14 protein-coding genes are annotated in these 16455 nt (G+C 47.8%); 5 read left to right on the forward strand and 9 right to left on the reverse strand.

Annotated elements, in window-relative coordinates; all coding sequences use genetic code 11:
• Positions 1 to 5: 5 nt before the first annotated feature.
• From phoU to C4S60_RS15360, 4 genes are read right to left on the reverse strand one after another with little or no spacing between them, the layout of a single operon-like run.
• Positions 6 to 701: a phosphate signaling complex protein PhoU gene (gene phoU, locus C4S60_RS15345; RefSeq protein ID WP_103881234.1), complete on the reverse strand. Its 696-nt coding sequence runs from the start codon at positions 699 to 701 to the stop codon at positions 6 to 8.
• Positions 702 to 719: 18 nt separating this feature from the next.
• A complete protein-coding gene (gene pstB / locus C4S60_RS15350; protein WP_103881235.1) occupies positions 720 to 1538 on the reverse strand; it encodes a phosphate ABC transporter ATP-binding protein PstB in 819 nt (272 codons plus the stop codon).
• Between the two features lie 2 nt (positions 1539 to 1540).
• The gene (gene pstA / locus C4S60_RS15355; RefSeq protein ID WP_103881236.1) at positions 1541 to 3187 is read right to left on the reverse strand and encodes a phosphate ABC transporter permease PstA; all 1647 of its coding nucleotides are present in this window, start codon (positions 3185 to 3187) and stop codon (positions 1541 to 1543) included.
• Positions 3188 to 3207: 20 nt separating this feature from the next.
• On the reverse strand, positions 3208 to 5406 hold the full coding sequence (locus tag C4S60_RS15360) for an ABC transporter permease subunit (RefSeq protein WP_103881237.1): 2199 nt from the start codon (positions 5404 to 5406) through the stop codon (positions 3208 to 3210).
• A 280-nt stretch (positions 5407 to 5686) separates the two neighbouring features.
• Here C4S60_RS15360 and ppk1 point away from each other — a divergent pair, with 280 nt between their 5' ends.
• Together ppk1 and ppx are read left to right on the forward strand one after the other, a co-directional pair.
• On the forward strand, positions 5687 to 7870 hold the full coding sequence (ppk1, locus tag C4S60_RS15365) for a polyphosphate kinase 1 (protein WP_103881238.1): 2184 nt from the start codon (positions 5687 to 5689) through the stop codon (positions 7868 to 7870).
• Positions 7848 to 9353, forward strand: a complete 1506-nt coding sequence (ppx, locus tag C4S60_RS15370) for an exopolyphosphatase (protein WP_103881239.1) — start codon at positions 7848 to 7850, stop codon at positions 9351 to 9353. The genes ppk1 and ppx overlap by 23 nt, the downstream gene beginning before the upstream one ends.
• Positions 9354 to 9377: 24 nt before the next feature.
• Here the strand turns inward: ppx and C4S60_RS15375 are convergent, their stop codons facing one another.
• The 3 genes from C4S60_RS15375 to phoB are packed head-to-tail and all read right to left on the reverse strand — an operon-like array spanning position 9378 to position 12353.
• Positions 9378 to 10346, reverse strand: a complete 969-nt coding sequence (locus C4S60_RS15375; protein ID WP_103881240.1) for a PstS family phosphate ABC transporter substrate-binding protein — start codon at positions 10344 to 10346, stop codon at positions 9378 to 9380.
• Entirely contained in the window at positions 10346 to 11644 is a 1299-nt protein-coding gene (gene phoR / locus C4S60_RS15380) for a phosphate regulon sensor histidine kinase PhoR (RefSeq protein ID WP_103881241.1), read from the reverse strand. The genes C4S60_RS15375 and phoR overlap by 1 nt, the downstream gene beginning before the upstream one ends.
• A 19-nt stretch (positions 11645 to 11663) precedes the next feature.
• Positions 11664 to 12353, reverse strand: coding sequence for a phosphate regulon transcriptional regulator PhoB (phoB, locus tag C4S60_RS15385; RefSeq protein ID WP_103881242.1), 690 nt, complete (start codon positions 12351 to 12353; stop codon positions 11664 to 11666).
• Between the two features lie 194 nt (positions 12354 to 12547).
• Between phoB and rdgC the strand changes: the two genes are divergently transcribed.
• The 3 genes from rdgC (at position 12548) to C4S60_RS15400 (ending at position 15235) form a co-directional block, all read left to right on the forward strand.
• Complete coding sequence (gene rdgC / locus C4S60_RS15390; RefSeq protein ID WP_103881243.1) at positions 12548 to 13456, forward strand: recombination-associated protein RdgC; 909 nt, start codon at positions 12548 to 12550, stop codon at positions 13454 to 13456.
• 139 nt (positions 13457 to 13595) lie between these two features.
• On the forward strand, positions 13596 to 14978 hold the full coding sequence (trhP, locus tag C4S60_RS15395; RefSeq protein WP_103881244.1) for a prephenate-dependent tRNA uridine(34) hydroxylase TrhP: 1383 nt from the start codon (positions 13596 to 13598) through the stop codon (positions 14976 to 14978).
• 2 nt (positions 14979 to 14980) lie between these two features.
• Positions 14981 to 15235, forward strand: coding sequence for a YfhL family 4Fe-4S dicluster ferredoxin (locus tag C4S60_RS15400; protein ID WP_103881245.1), 255 nt, complete (start codon positions 14981 to 14983; stop codon positions 15233 to 15235).
• A 33-nt stretch (positions 15236 to 15268) separates the two neighbouring features.
• On the opposite strand, the gene C4S60_RS15405 is transcribed toward C4S60_RS15400, so the two are convergent.
• On the reverse strand, positions 15269 to 15577 hold the full coding sequence (locus C4S60_RS15405; RefSeq protein WP_103881246.1) for a hypothetical protein: 309 nt from the start codon (positions 15575 to 15577) through the stop codon (positions 15269 to 15271).
• Between the two features lie 176 nt (positions 15578 to 15753).
• Positions 15754 to 16089, reverse strand: a complete 336-nt coding sequence (locus C4S60_RS15410) for a DUF1904 domain-containing protein (protein ID WP_103881247.1) — start codon at positions 16087 to 16089, stop codon at positions 15754 to 15756.
• Between the last annotated feature and the right edge of the window lie 366 nt (positions 16090 to 16455).

Here is a 16455-nt window from a genome sequence, read left to right on the forward strand (position 1 = left end):
CCGCATTAAAGTATGTCGTTGATGGCTTTTTGGTCCAGGTGACGAATGTCCTTGCCCTTAACAAAATAGATGATGTACTCACAGATGTTCTGACAGCGATCCCCAACACGCTCTATCGCCCGAGCTGACCACATGACCTGAAGAATATTGGGAATATTCTTCGGGTCTTCCATCATATAAGTCATCAACTGACGCACCACCGCTTCATACTCTGCGTCCAGCTTATCATCCAGCTTGTAAACCTCGGCCGCAGCATCGACATCCATGCGAGCGAAAGCATCGAGGACCTGATGCAACATAGTGATCGCCTGACGGCAAAGAGGCTCCAGAGAAACATGAAATTTTTGCTGCTTAGTGGACGGCTGCTCGATAGCTACTCTGGCAATTCGGGAGGCTACATCTCCGATACGCTCCAAATCAGTAATGGTCTTGATGATGGCCATCACCAGACGCAGATCTTTAGCCGTTGGCTGACGCTTCGCGATAATACGGGTACAAGCTTCATCAATTGAGACTTCCATCGCGTTGACTTTGTGATCGTCACGCACCACTTTCTTGGCAAGCTCAATATCATCTTTATGCAGAGCCTGCATCGCAAAAGAGAGTTGCTGCTCCACCAGCCCTCCCATACCCAAAACATGGGTGCGAATAGACTCCAACTCCGCATTAAACTGACCCGAAATATGACGACCAAAATGCATGTCTGAACGCTTCCTTAATTATCCGTAGCGACCGGTAATGTAGTCTTCTGTTTGTTTTTCGATTGGCGAGGTAAAGATACTATCAGTATCGGAGTACTCTACCAGTTTTCCAAGGTGAATAAACGCAGTATGGTCACTAACTCGCGCCGCTTGCTGCATATTGTGGGTGACGATCACAACTGTATACTTGGTTTTGAGATCGTTGATGAGCTCCTCAATGGTTAACGTGGAGATCGGATCGAGAGCAGATGTCGGTTCATCTAATAACAGCACCTCCGGTTCGATGGCAATCGCCCGGGCAATGACCAGTCGCTGTTGCTGACCACCAGACAGACCAAACGCATTTTCATGTAAGCGATCTTTCACTTCATCCCACAGTGCAGCGGCCCGCAGCGAGCGCTCTACAGCATCGTCCAGGTGACGGCTGTTTTTGATACCCTGCAGCCTCAGTCCGTAAACCACATTTTCATAAATAGACTTAGGGAACGGGTTAGGACGTTGGAACACCATGCCCACCCGACGACGCAATGTCGCCACATCGACTTTGGGATGATACACATTGCCGCCATGCAACTTCACTTTGCCCTCGACCGTACACCCTTCGATCAGGTCATTCATACGATTAATACAGCGCAATAACGTAGACTTACCACAACCGGATGGCCCGATAAATGCGGTCACCTGTCCTTTGGGAATTCGCATCGAGACATTATCGAGCGCCTGCTTATTGCCATAGAACAAGTTTAAGTTTTCGATAGCAATTGCCGTTTGCTCATCACTGAGATTATTGACGTCGAGCGGGGTTGGGTAGCCCAAAGTCTGATTGATAGAAAACATGCTTAGTCTTGTCCTAAAGTTCGGTATTTTTCACGCAAATTATTGCGGATGGCTATCGCTGTTAAGTTTAGCCCAACGACGACGGTAACCAGTAAGAATGATGTGGCATATACCAACGGTCTGGCGGCTTCAATATTCGAAGTTTGGAATCCGACATCATAAATATGAAAACCGAGGTGCATAAACTTGCGCTCCAGATGCAAGAAAGGGAATTGCGAGTCTATCGGCAAACTGGATGCCAGCTTTACCACCCCGACCAACATCAAGGGAGCCACTTCCCCTGCAGCTCTGGCGACCGCCAATATCAGTCCGGTGATGATAGCCGGACTGGCCATCGGCAAAACGATACGCCATAAAGTTTCAAACTGAGTAGCACCAAGCGCCAATGAACCATGGCGCGCCGACATTGGAATACGGTTCAGCCCTTCCTCTGTTGCCACGATCACAACTGGCAACGTCAATATCGCCAAAGTTAACGCTGACCAGAGTAGCCCCGGAGTACCAAATGTGGGTGCAGGAAGTCGTTCGGCATAAAACAGTGAATCAATGGAAGCACCGATGGTGTAGACGAAAAAGCCCAGACCAAAAACGCCATAAACGATAGACGGCACACCGGCAAGGTTGATCACCCCAACCCGCACCATACGCGTCAAAAAGTTGTTCTCAGCGTACTCATGCAGATAGACCGCCACCAAGACCCCCAGTGGCATCACCATAACGGACATAATGATAACCAATAGCACCGTACCGAAGATGGCCGGAAAAACACCCCCTTCAGAATTGGATTCACGCGGGTTATCCGACAGAAACTTCCAGACCTGCTGCGCCCAGTGAGATAATTTATCGCTGAAAGACATTTGATTGGGATACCAGAAGTCCAACACCCGGTTCAAACCAATATCAAAGCGTTCCCCTTTCATGTCTTCGACAGTAAGCACCTTACTGGCAAGCTCATGCTGTAACGCGTCAAGTTCGATTTCACTCTGTGCCAATTGCTGGTGAATAATGCTGGTCTGCTGCTGATAGCGCTGTGCAAGTTCGTCCGTCAGCACACCGTTGAGCTTATCTCTACGCTGCTTAAGACGCAGAGCCTCTAGTTGATGGTTCAGACCTTTTATCTTACGTTCTACAATCGCTTCAATTTGATCACGAATTTCTTCCACCTGGGACAACTCGATGCTCAGCAGTGTTGCCAACTCGCTGTTCACCTGCCCCAATGGCCCTTTGAGAGCGATAATGCGACCAAAAAAATGTCCGCCCCGGCTTCGCTCTATGACGACCAGGTCAGTGGGTTTATCCTCATGATATAATTCGGGAGCTAACACGGAGACAAAGTCAAATCCGTAGCGGTCTCTATTAGCTATCTTAATGCTGTAGCGCTCAACTTTACCAGTCGCGAGAACCTCTTCAGGCAACACGTCCCTGGCGTTAGGGATATTGCGTGTCTGGACCCAACTCTTGGAATAGATCTGGCCAATCAGTGCCGCACCATGAGAATCCTGCCACTGATACAGTGGCGCTGGCCAGAAGTAGGTCAAGCCTTTCCAACCTATAAGCAGCAGCAATCCCAATACCGAAATCAGGCTGATACTGACCGCCCCGCCAGTCAGCCAAACCCAGGGAGCGCCAGACTTAAGCCACTTAAACATAACGTGACTCCTTTCTATACCTACAGCGCACTGTATTTCTCCCTAAGTCTCTGTCGTACCCACTCGGCCAAGGTATTCACCAGGAAAGTAAAACTAAACAGAATTAGCGCGATAAGGAATAGCAATCGATAGTGGGTACTGCCCACTTCCGATTCTGGTAATTCCACTGCCATCGTGGCGGACAGAGTTCGCATCCCCTCGAAGATATTCCAATCCATGATCGGCGTGTTTCCGGTCGCCATTAAAACAATCATGGTCTCACCAACGGCACGGCCCAACCCCATCATGACCGCAGAGAAAATACCCGGACTGGCCGTCAGCAGCACCACATGTGTCAGGGTTTGCCATTGAGTTGCCCCTAAGGCAAGTGAACCATCAGACAAATGCTTAGGAACCGAGAAAATGGCATCTTCTGCGATGGTAAAAATGGTGGGGATCACTGCAAACCCCATGGCAAATCCCACCACCAGGGCATTGCGCTGATCAAAATCGATTCCGTGTTGTGCCAGATACACTCGAGCATCGCCATTAAACAGCCACAACTCCAACTCACTGGAATAACCCATCGCAAAGTACATCACAACAATGATCACTGGGATCAGGGTGAATGGATGCAATCCGCTGGGTAACTTTGACGTGTATCGGCGTGGGATAATATACCAAATCCCCCCCATCAGCAGCGAGGCCAGTGGCAACGCCACCAGCAAGAGGACTACAGCGGGCAAGTGTGTTTCCACAATGGGAGCAAACCAAAGCCCGGCGAGAAAGCCAATAATAACAGTCGGCAGCGCTTCCATCAGTTCGATGGTGGGTTTCACTACCTTACGCATGCCCGAAGACATAAAGTAAGCAGTGTAGATCGCACCAAACACGGCAATAGGTACCGCAAACAACATCGCGAAGAGAGCCGCCTTTATGGTCCCAAACGCGATGGGCACCAGGCTGTACTTGGCTTCAAAGTCATCCGAACCTGCGGTGGTCTGCCAAACAAACTCGGGTTCAGGATAACTTTCATACCAGACCTTTCCCCATAGCGCGCGCCACGAGACTTCTGCAAACTCGTTATCCAGATGACCAACGTAGAGTTGGCTGTCCGATAACAACAGAGCGTATTGGTTATTCATAGACAGTGCTGCAGCATGGACACGTTTTGTCGGGAGTGGACTCGACGGCGCGATTTTCTCACTGGTGGTGTAAACACTCTGCATCGTGCCATCACCCAACAGCACTGCAAAGCCTTTGCTCATGTTCTCTGGTATCAAGCTCTGTAGTTGCGCGTCAAACTGAAAACCACGAATTGGTGTTAGCGTTCGCACGCCATTTTCCAGTACATCAAACCACTGCCAAACTCTGTTTCCTTCGTACTCAACCATTAAAGAGTGTGCTCCAGCCAGCAGTTGCATCTTGGTCACTCTGTTACCTGTGGGAGCCGACAGGTCGACGACCTCTCTGACATTTAAGCTCTCGCCGGCTCTGTTTACTACCAGCAACTCATCTCCGGCTCGCAGATAAACTGTTCGACCGTCAGGCGTCAGCAGTATCTCTTCAGCCTCATCCACAAAGACCTGAGCTGATAGTTGATCAGTCACTCGATTTGGGATCCCTGTCGCTTGATCCACCCTGTCGTTCTGCCAAACTAAATGTAGATAACCGGCAGAATCCAGGGCTGCATACACTGATTCATGACGATGTCGCTCTGCAGTTGAGAGCACAAGTGCGCTGTTGTTTGTGGTCACGGATACCCAATCGTCAGCATTCGGCAGTTCAAGGGTTAATCGACTTCGCTGATGCTCGGCCTGCCACTGAAACTTAATCGCAGCGGTCGCCATACGCCCATCTGTGGCGGTTAACAATAACTGATTAACACCAATGGGCTCTACACTAAGTAATTTAGGCAGTAAGATTTTTGAGGTCATCTCATCTGAGGTCAGCGACTTGTCAATTACGTTTCCCTGCCTGGTGATGAACACCGTTCGAGTGGCGTGATCATCAATAGCACTGAATACAATCGGAGCATCCAGCGAAATGGGTTTGCCTTCAGACCAGGAGGTTTCTGCCTCAGAGAACAGAGGAAATGTCACAAACGCCAGATAAACAAAGATAAAAATAAGGCTTGCTAACACACTCAAACCGCCAAAAGAGACGATCCAGCGAACCAAACGATCCTGAATCAGTCGCTTGCGATCTGTGGTCTGTAATGAAAAATTGGCTGAAGCCATATCTGCATCGGTTCTCTTTGTAACGATTAGGATCTACGGGGTGCTCCCCATAAGGAGGTCAAGGACAATCACAAGCATGTACGAGTTGCCTCAACATTTTATGTCGCTTAGATGACACTTATATTACATCTCATCTAAGCTGCTGAAAATAATGAAATGTGTCGTACCGCACTCTATTTGAGATAAAAATGTCATACAGGATCACTAAGGTTCACGATCAGATTAGTCTTTCATCCCTCCTATAGGCAACTATGGGACACAAAAGTCAGTGGTTAACCCTATGAGCACAGAGAAACTCTACATCGAAAAAGAACTCAGTTGGCTATCTTTCAACGAACGCGTATTGCAAGAAGCAGCCGATAAATCAGTGCCACTGATTGAGCGCATTCGATTTCTCGGCATCTTCTCCAATAACCTTGATGAGTTCTACAAGGTTCGTTTCTCTGACGTAAAACGCCGCATCCTGATCAATCAGGAAAGTGGGATCAATGACAACTCTAAGCACCTTCTTGGCAAGATGCAAAGCAAAGCGCTCAAGCTTAATCTCAGTTTTGATGAGCTATACAATGAACTCATCCTAGAAATGGCCCGTCATCGCATCTTCCTCGTCAATGAAAGTCAGCTTGATGAAAATCAGCAGAAGTGGATCCGGAAGTTTTTCCGACGAAAAGTTCTGCCACACTTAACACCTTTTATTCTCAGCGACGATATCAATGTCTTACAGTTTCTTAAGGACGAATATGCCTACATCGTTGTAGACATGAAGAAGTGGGACCAACCTCAGGATGAGCATACGCAGTGGGGTTCGTCCGAGGAGGATCGTTCACAACAGGCCCAATCACAATACGGCCAATCGCAATATGCAATAGTCGAGATCCCGACCGACCACCTCCCCCGTTTTGTCATGGTACCTGAGCAGAAAGGAAAACGCCGTAAGACCATAATATTACTAGATAATATAATCCGTTATTGTCTGGATGAGCTGTTTCAAGGGTTCTTTGACTACGATGAACTGAGTGGCTTTGCGATGAAAATGACACGTGATGCCGAGTACGATTTAAGCAACGAGGTAGAGCATAGCCTGCTAGAGCAGATGTCAGAAAGCGTCAGTCAGCGACTGACCGCTATGCCGGTGCGGTTTGTCTATGAGAGAGATATGCCGGAGGATATGTTAAATACGTTGTGTAGCAAATTGGGCATATCCAACTACGATAGTCTGATCCCCGGAGGGCGCTACCACAATTTCAAAGATTTTATCGGTTTTCCAAATGTCGGCCGTGATTATCTTGAGCACAAGTCTCTACCACCGATGCGCTGTGCGGACTTTGACGGTTTTCACAACCTGTTTGATGCCATCCGTGCCCGGGATATCCTGCTTTACTATCCGTACCACACCTTTGAACACATTACTGAATTAGTCCGTCAGGCTTCGTTCGACCCCAAAGTTCTGAGCATTAAAATCAACATATATCGAGTCGCCAAAGACTCCCGACTGATGAACTCTTTGATCGATGCCGTGCACAATGGCAAGAGCGTCACGGTTGTTGTTGAGCTTCAGGCGCGCTTTGACGAAGAAGCCAATATTGAATGGGCGAAAGTACTGACAGAAAATGGGGTTCAGGTCATCTTCGGCGCGCCTGGCCTCAAGATTCACGCTAAGTTGCTCCTGTTCAGCCGCAGAGAAGACGAACAGCTTGTGCACTACGCCCATATCGGTACCGGAAACTTCCACGAACGCAATGCGCGTATCTATACTGATTTCTCGTTGCTGACTGCGGATCAGGATATCACCGAAGAAGTCCGTAACGTTTTTGGCTACATCGAAAATCCTTATCGCCCGGTCAAGTTCAATCATCTCATCGTCTCACCGAGGAACTCGCGCAAACAGTTATATCGGCTAATCGATAGTGAAATTGCCAATGCTAAGGCCGGGAAAAAAGCAGCCCTGACACTAAAGGTAAACAATCTGGTTGATAAGGGACTGATCAACAAGCTATATGGTGCCAGCACTGCTGGAGTGAAAATCAATATGATCATCCGTGGTATGTGCTCTTTAGTTCCAGGGGTGGAGGGCATCAGCGACAACATCACAATCATCAGTATTGTCGATCGTTTTCTGGAACATCCCCGGGTGATCATTACTCATAATGATGGTGATCCTCAGGTCTACATTTCCTCGGCTGACTGGATGACCCGCAACATCGATCACCGAATCGAGGTAGCAGCTCCGATCCGCGACCCAAGGCTAAAACAACGAATAATCGACATCATCAACATTCAGTTTACCGACACGGTGAAGGCGCGCTGGATAGATAAAGAGATGACCAATAGCTACGTCCCCCGAGGCAATCGCAAGAAAGTTCGTTCACAAATTGCTATTTACGACTATCTTAAACAAATAGAGAAACAAACCAAAAAGAACAGGCAGCAACAAGAGCACAATGAACCAGAACAAGGACAGTAGTATCAAAGACGTGGCCGCTATCGATTTAGGTTCGAATAGCTTTCACATGGTGGTGGCGAAGGTCGTCGGCCAGGATCTGCAACTGGTCAGTCGTCACAAGCAGCGAGTCCGACTTGCCTCTGGGCTGGACGCGCATAACAACCTCAGCAATAGTGCTATGGAGCGCGGGCTAGAGTGCCTCGCCATGTTCGCCGAGCGCTTACAGGGTTTCGAACCGGACAACGTCAGCATCGCCGCAACCCATACTCTGCGTATTGCTAACAATGCGCACCTATTTTTGCAACGGGCAAAACAAGTCCTTCCTTTTCCCATTGAAGTCATTCCAGGAGAAGAAGAAGCGCGATTGATCTATGCAGGCGTCGCTCATACTCAAACAGAATCGAACTCCAAACTGGTTATCGACATTGGTGGAGGCAGTACTGAACTCATCATCGGTAAAGCGTTCGATCCCATTTTATTGAACAGCACCCGAATGGGCTGCGTCAGCTATACCAACAAATATTTTGCCAACGACAAGCTCTCGGAAAAAAACTTTTCGAAAGCCATCTTGTCGGCCCAACAACGCCTGGAAGCATTGTCCCCTCGATATCGAAAAAAAGGCTGGGAAGTCGCTTTAGGCTCATCGGGAACCATCAAGGCCATCAGGGAGGTCATGATTGGTCAGGGTGACGATGACGGTCTGATCACCCTAAAGCGCCTCAACAAACTCATCGATAAGCTGTGTGAGTTCAACTACATTGACGATATCGAACTATCTGGCCTTGCCGAGGAAAGAAAGCCTGTCTTCGCGGCTGGGGTGGCCATTCTGACTGCAATTTTTGAAAGCCTAAAGATCAAGGAGATGGATTTTTCCGCAGGTGCATTGCGAGAAGGACTGCTCTACGAGATGGAAGAACGCTTTCAACGCTCTGATATCCGCATGCGAACCACTGAAAATCTCGCTCACAAGCACTTTGTTGATGTCGAGCACGCAGCCAAAGTTCGTGGTCAGGCCATCGAATTCCTGGAACAGGTTCACGAAACTCTGAATCTAAAAAAGAAAAGCGGCCTGTTTAGCTTACTTGAGTGGAGTGCGCTGCTGCATGAAGTCGGTTTAAGCATTAGCTACCAGGCGTTTCATAAACACTCAAGTTATATTCTTTCTCATACAACGATGCCGGGCTTTAACAGTGAACAGCAACTGGTGCTGGCCACGTTAGCCCGATTCCAGAGGAAATCACTCAAGCTTCAGGAACTGCCCGAGTTTACCCTGTATAAAACCAAGCATATCCTTAGCCTGATTCGGATTTTGCGTCTTTCCATCATTGTAAACGGTCAGCGCAATGATGAAATGCTGCCGTTATTATTGACCATTGACGATGATACCTGGACGTTAACCAGTTCAGACTCTGATTGGCTAGAACACAATAAACTGCTGAATGCCGACTTACAAACGGAACAAGGCTATTGGAAATCAGTTGGCTGGCAGTTGGTATTTCACTAAACTCTTCGCTGTCATTACTACCAATCAAGGTTCTAGAGTCAATCCAACCTTCGCCAATTCTTTTTCTGCAAAATCACTACTGAGGGGAACATAACCGTCTTTTGCGACGATTCTCTGCCCCTCTCGGGAGTATATGTATCGAATATAAGCTTCTTCTATCGGGCTAAGCTCTCGATTTGGGGCTTTATTGACATAGATATATAAGAATCGGGATAGCGGATACTGACCCGATTGCACATTCTGCTGTGTTGGAAAGACATATTGCTCGCCCGATTCCGCAATCGGAACGAGTCTGGCGCCAGACACCTGATAGCCAACCCCAGAGTAGCCTATCGTATTGATCGATGAAGCGACGGACTGAACGACAGACGCAGATCCTGGCTGTTCATTAACATTACGTTTAAAATCCCCGCCACAGAGAGCATTATTCTTAAAATAGCCATAAGTGCCAGAGACGGAGTTGCGTCCAAACATTTGGATCGCTCGCTCACTCCAGGGAGAGGAAATGCCTAGTTGATCCCATTTACTGATATAGTGACTGCCGCCGCAGCGTAGCGTTGACGAGAAGATCGCATCTAACTGTTGAAAATTGAGCCCCTGAATAGGGTTGTCGGTGTGGACAAAAATACCAATCGCATCGATAGCAACTCTTAACGCCGTCGGTTTATAGCCAAACTGACGCTCGAATGCATCCACTTCCCTGATGCGCATAGCCCGACTCATTGGGCCAAACTGTGCCGTTCCTTCTGTCAACGCCGGTGGTGCGGTGGAGGAACCGGAAGCCTGAATTTGCGCATTCACATTCGGATAGAGTGTCTGGAATTCTTCCAGCCAAAGTGTGGTCATACCCGACAAAGTATCCGATCCAACAGACGACAAATTGCCGGATACTCCCGGCTGCTTGATGTATTTAGGCAACGCTGTTACTGAAGCACTGCCTACAAGAGGCAAACACAATGCGATGAGCGCACCCAGCGCTTGTAATGCGCGCATTAGTTAACGACCAAACGTTCTGGAAGGATGAACGAGAATTTACTTCCCACGCCGACTTCTGAATGAATGTCCAGATGCGAGTCATGATGAGACAACGCGTGTTTAACAATGGCTAGCCCTAAACCACTGCCCCCAGTATCCCGTGAGCGAGCCTTATCTACCCGGTAGAAGCGTTCAGTTAAACGATGCAGGTGCTGCGCTTCAATACCATCACCCGTGTCTTCAACTTCCAGACACGCGCCCTGAGAAGACTGGTACCAACGTACTTTCACGTTAGCGCCTGGAGGCGTGTATTTGACCGCGTTGTAAACCAAATTAGAAATTGCACTGCGCAATTGATCTTCATCACCAAAAACCCGCAGGCGGTTATCAACATCAAATGCGATCTGATGACCGTCGTCACCACTCAAACTGGTCGCCTCTTTTTCCAATACTTCCAGCATGGCAGGTACGTTAACCACTTCGTCCAGCTCATGCATCGGTGCCGCTTCTATCTTCGACAAAGTAAGTAGTTGATTCACTAAGCTGTTCATACGGTTGAGCTGCTGGGTCATGACGCCATGCGCTTTCGTCCACATCGGCCCCACGACCATATCCGGATCTTCAGTCATTTCCAGATAACCTTGCAGTACTGTCATTGGAGTTCTGAGCTCATGGGAAACGTTGGCAAAGAAGTTTCGACGCATCCCTTCAAGCTGCTTCAACTGACTCACGTCACGCACAACCATCAAGTGCTCACCTTCCGTATAAGGCACAAAACGTAATTCAAGCATTCGCTCGACATTCAAGGGGGAACGCATCTCTAGCGGCTCAGAAAAGTCTTGTTTGTTCAGATACTTGATGAAGTCTGGCGTACGAATAAGGTTAGAAATCGGTTGACCTGAGTCATCTGGCCACCGGAATCCCAGCAGGTGCTGCGCCAACTTGTTACACCAGACAATATTGCCTTCACTGCGAAACACCACCACCGCATCTGGTAATGATTCGGCACCATTTTTAAATCGGCGTATCAGGTTGGTCAGCTCTTTGCGTTTGCGACGCTGACGTTGCTGTAGTCGGTAGATACCATTAAATAACGACTCCCAGTTTCCTGTCCCAGAAGGCGGCGTCAGTCTTTTCTCATCCCACAACCAGGCCGATAGGCGCATCTGATTGTGCAGATGCCATATCAACTGCAAAACCGTGGCTACTAACAGCAACCACGGCATGTATCCGAATATCCATCCTACAACAACCCAGGGGGTGTAAAAAAAAGCCAGCTCCCAGGCCAGCTTTTTCCAGGTTAACCTTTCAACCATTTATCTCTCCAGTCCGATGCTAGCCTTTGGTGGAGAATCGGTAGCCAGCTCCTCGAACAGTTTGAATTAGTTTATCGTGCCCGGCAGACTCAAGCGCCTTACGCAGCCGACGAATGTGTACATCAACTGTACGGTCTTCTACGTACACATTGGTGCCCCACACGTTGTTCAGTAGTTGCTCACGGCTATACACACGCTCTTGATGCGTCATAAAAAAGTGCAGCATTTTGAACTCGGTTGGTCCCATATCCAATGGCTGGTCGTTTGCGGTCACTCGGTGAGAGACCGGATCCAACTTCAGTCCCTGAACATCAATAATGTCTTCAAGGGCCGTTGGCGTAACGCGACGTATCACCGCTTTCAGGCGAGCCACTAACTCTTTAGGTGAAAAAGGCTTAGTGATGTAGTCATCTGCGCCGACTTCAAGGCCACGTACTTTGTCTTCTTCTTCACCACGAGCGGTTAACATGACTACCGGAATATTACGTGTTAACTCTTCTCGCTTCATATGCTTAATGAAGTTAATTCCAGACCCACCAGGAAGCATCCAATCCAGTAGCACAAGATCTGGGTAAGGTTCAGCCAGCTTGTTGACCGCCGTATCGTAATCTTCTGCTTCTATAGCTTGATAGCCTTTTTGCTCCAATACAAAACACAGCATTTCGCGAATCGGTGCTTCATCCTCGACAACCAGGATTCTTCTAGACATATCTGAATGACCTTTTGGTATCTAATCAACTGCATGCATTATCAAGAATTATTATGACACTTTTGTGACCATTGAAAACAATTTTTAATATAAGTTTCGCACAAATCCTGTTGCCAGATTTGAGATTTAAGCTAGGACAATTTGCATAAAATTGCCTATTATGTGCAGCTAACTATTCTAAGGGTGAGAGTAATATGTGGTTTAAAAACTGTTTAGTCTATCGATTCAACAAGGAACTGGAATTCAACGCAGATAAGCTAGAACAGCAGCTTGAAGAGTTTCGCTTTACACCTTGTGGCAGTCAGGACAAGCAAAAATTTGGCTGGGTAACAGCTCTGGGCAAACACGGCGACATGATGACTCACGTGTCTGAGAACCGAATTTTACTCTGCGCTAAGAAAGAAGAAAAAATGCTTCCAGCGTCGGTGATCAAAGAGTCACTTAACAGTAAAGTTGAAGCCCTGGAGACCCAAGAAGGTCGTCCACTCAAGAAAAAAGAGAAAGACGATCTGAAAGAGGAAATCATTATTGATCTTCTTCCACGAGCTTTCAGTCGCAGCAATTTGACTCATCTCCTTATTATGCCTGAAGAGGGCTTTGTTATTGTCGATGCCGGCAGTTACAAAAAAGCGGAAGACGTCATTGCGCTATTGCGTAAGACCATGGGCAGTCTACCTGTGATTCCTGCATTTCCAGAACAACCCATCGAAAACACTCTGACGGAATGGGTAAAAACTAGCGAAGCGCCTACTGGTTTCCATCTGTTGGACGAGGCTGAACTCAAGTCTGTTCTTGAAGACGGCGGAGTAATTCGATGCAAGAAACAAGAACTGTCGAGTGATGAGATCCTTGGGCACATTGAGGCCAACAAGTTTGTCACCAAACTGGCTCTAAACTGGCAGGACCGAATTGAGTTCATTCTTGCTGATGATGGCAGCATCAAGCGCCTAAAGTTCAGCGATGAGCTGAAAGACGAGAATGACGACATTCCTCGCGAAGATGCTGCGGCTCGCATCGACGCTGACTTCTCGCTACTTTGCGGCGAGTTCGGAGCATTCTTACCGAATTTGTACCAAGCACTGGGCGGTCTACCAGAGCAATAAAGCGCCCCCTGTTGAGCTCGTGGCCCTGCGAGCTCAACACAATACTTGGAAAACGCCCCATACTAGCGTAAAATTTGCGCCCCTTAGTGCCATTAGGTGGCACGACACTGACTTGAAATCAGATTAGAGATATAAAGCAATGTTTACTCCAGAACTACTGTCACCTGCTGGCAGCCTTAAGAATATGCGTTACGCGTTCGCGTATGGTGCCGATGCCGTTTACGCTGGCCAACCTCGTTATAGTCTTCGTGTTCGTAATAACGAATTCAACCACGAGAACCTAAAGATTGGTATCGATGAAGCGCACGCACTAGGTAAAAAGCTTTACGTGGTGTGCAACATCCAACCGCACAACTCGAAGCTAAAGACCTTCATCCGTGACCTGAAGCCTGTTGTAGAAATGGGTCCGGATGCACTTATCATGTCTGACCCAGGTCTGATCATGATGGTCCGTGAAGCGTTTCCTGAAATGCCTATTCACCTTTCAGTACAGGCAAATGCGGTAAACTGGGCAACAGTTAAGTTCTGGGCAGCAAACGGCGTTGAGCGTGTTATCGTCTCGCGCGAATTGTCTCTGGAAGAGATCGAAGAGATCCGTGAACATTGCCCTGAAACTGAGCTGGAAGTATTCGTGCACGGTGCGCTTTGCATGGCTTACTCTGGTCGCTGCCTACTATCTGGTTACATCAACAAGCGTGATCCAAACCAAGGTACATGCACCAACGCATGTCGTTGGGAATACAAAGTTGAAAAAGCAACAGAAAACGATGCAGGTCAAATCGTCGAAGAGTTCACTCCTGAAGCTCAGCCTGTTGAAGTCGTTGACGAGCGCCCTGAGACCACCATTGGTCTTGGTAAGCCAACAGATGAAGTAGTGCTACTTTCCGAGAGTCACCGCCCAGAAGACAAAATGGCGGCGTTTGAAGATGAGCACGGCACTTACATTATGAACTCAAAAGACTTGCGTGCGGTTCAGCATGTAGAGCGTTTGACTAAGATGGGTGTTCACTCTCTTAAGATTGAAGGCCGAACTAAGTCTTTCTACTACTGTGCTCGTACTGCACAGGTATACCGCAAAGCGATCGACGATGCTGTAGCTGGTAAACCGTTCGATGAGTCACTAATGGGCACGCTAGAAAGCCTGGCTCACCGTGGTTACACGGAAGGCTTCCTACGCCGTCACACACACGACAGCTATCAAAACTACGACTACGGTTATTCTGTTTCTGACTCTCAGCAGTTCGTCGGGGAGTTTACCGGTAAGCGTCGTGGCCACCTGGCAGAAATTGAAGTAAAGAACAAGTTTATGGTTGGCGACAGCCTTGAGCTAATGACGCCAAAAGGCAACGTAGTATTTAACCTGGAAGTGATGGAAAACCGCAAGTCAGAGAGCATTGATGACGCGAAAGGTAACGGTCACTATGTCTTTATTCCAGTACCAGAGGAATTGGATCTGGACTACGCACTACTGATGCGTAACCTGAACTCAGGACAAGATACACGTAACCCAACCGGTAAATAACCATGGCGCTGCTCATTACCGACAAGTGCATTAACTGCGATATGTGCGATCCTGAATGCCCTAACGGTGCTATTTCTATGGGAAGTGAGATCTTCGAGATCGACCCTGACCTGTGCACTGAGTGTAAAGGTCACTATGAAAAGCCAACTTGTCAATCGGTGTGCCCTATCACGAAATGCATCATCACGGATCCAAATCATGTAGAAACGGATGAAGAACTATTAGAAAAGTTCGTGATTATTCAAGGCATGGCCTAAGCACAAAAAAGCCTCCAAACGGAGGCTTTTTTATTACCCAGACTTTTCGATTGGAAAGACATTACAGTACAACTCTTTCTCGTACTGCATCTCCAGTTTCTTGCGCCAGTTTTGAGCAGAGTTAATAGGGATCAAGTAAAACCTCTCTCTGCTGGTGTCGGTCACAAAGGCAATACCATGTTGCATCAATTCATAGTGAATGTCGTTAACAAACCCTAGCGAAAAACCTTGCCTACCGGATAATTGATTAATGTCCTCTCTGGTAAGAATCACTCCGTCTTTTTCCGAAGCGAATCTCTCCCTAAGCCATCGGGCAAACTGCCTTGATGAAATCATTGTCATAACAGTATTCCTTACCCAAAACGTAGCGGGGATATCCCCTAAAAGCAGCAGAGAAGCCTTTACTAACAACAACCAAATCAAGAAAACTACGACTCATCCACTGAAGTACTCATAACAATAGTCAACATCATTCAACTTCTCCAGTCGCATAAGTGAGAGAATAAGCAATAGATTTATTATCCGTAATGCTCAGCGTTATCGTAATAATCGCAGGCATTTAGTGGTAAGAACACCACAGCCACCTCAAAGTCTTCCCCTAAAGCACCGCGAACCTGCTCAGTGATCGCCCCTGCCACCTTATCTTTGACTTCCTGCCCTCTATCAAACCACAGCACTTCAACAAAGGGATACGCTGAACTCTGACGACCGTCAAAGAAGAATGAGCTAGAAATATGTTCAATGGTAAAGTCCTCTCGCGGGCAATCCATCAATGGTTGCAATTGATCAACAAGCGGTTGAGACAAGGTTTTTACCATCTCTGGATTGATCGCTCTAAATCGTAAATGTGGCATAACTAGGCCCCTGTTTAGTGACTAATAAATTAAGTGTATCAGCAAGGTACACAAAGCGGGAGCGAATCAGCGGTAACTAAAGCGTTTTAATGACGAGTCGCAATTAAAGAGATAGAGATAAACGTATGGCAGACGAAAAAACGAAAAAGGCTCTGACCTAAGTCAGAGCCTTTGAATATGGCAGGGGGGACTGGGCCGGCATCCCGGAGATTCGATGGGAATTGCCGCCAAGCGGGCTGGCAATTCAGGGAGGCACCCGGTTATCCCAACGCGTCGCTTTGCAAAAGCGAAAACAAAAAAGGCTCCGACCTAAGTCAGAGCCTTTGAATATAGCTGGGGGACTGGGCCGGCATTCCGGAGATTCGA

This window comes from Vibrio hangzhouensis (assembly GCF_900107935.1).
GTDB lineage: Bacteria > Pseudomonadota > Gammaproteobacteria > Enterobacterales > Vibrionaceae > Vibrio > Vibrio hangzhouensis.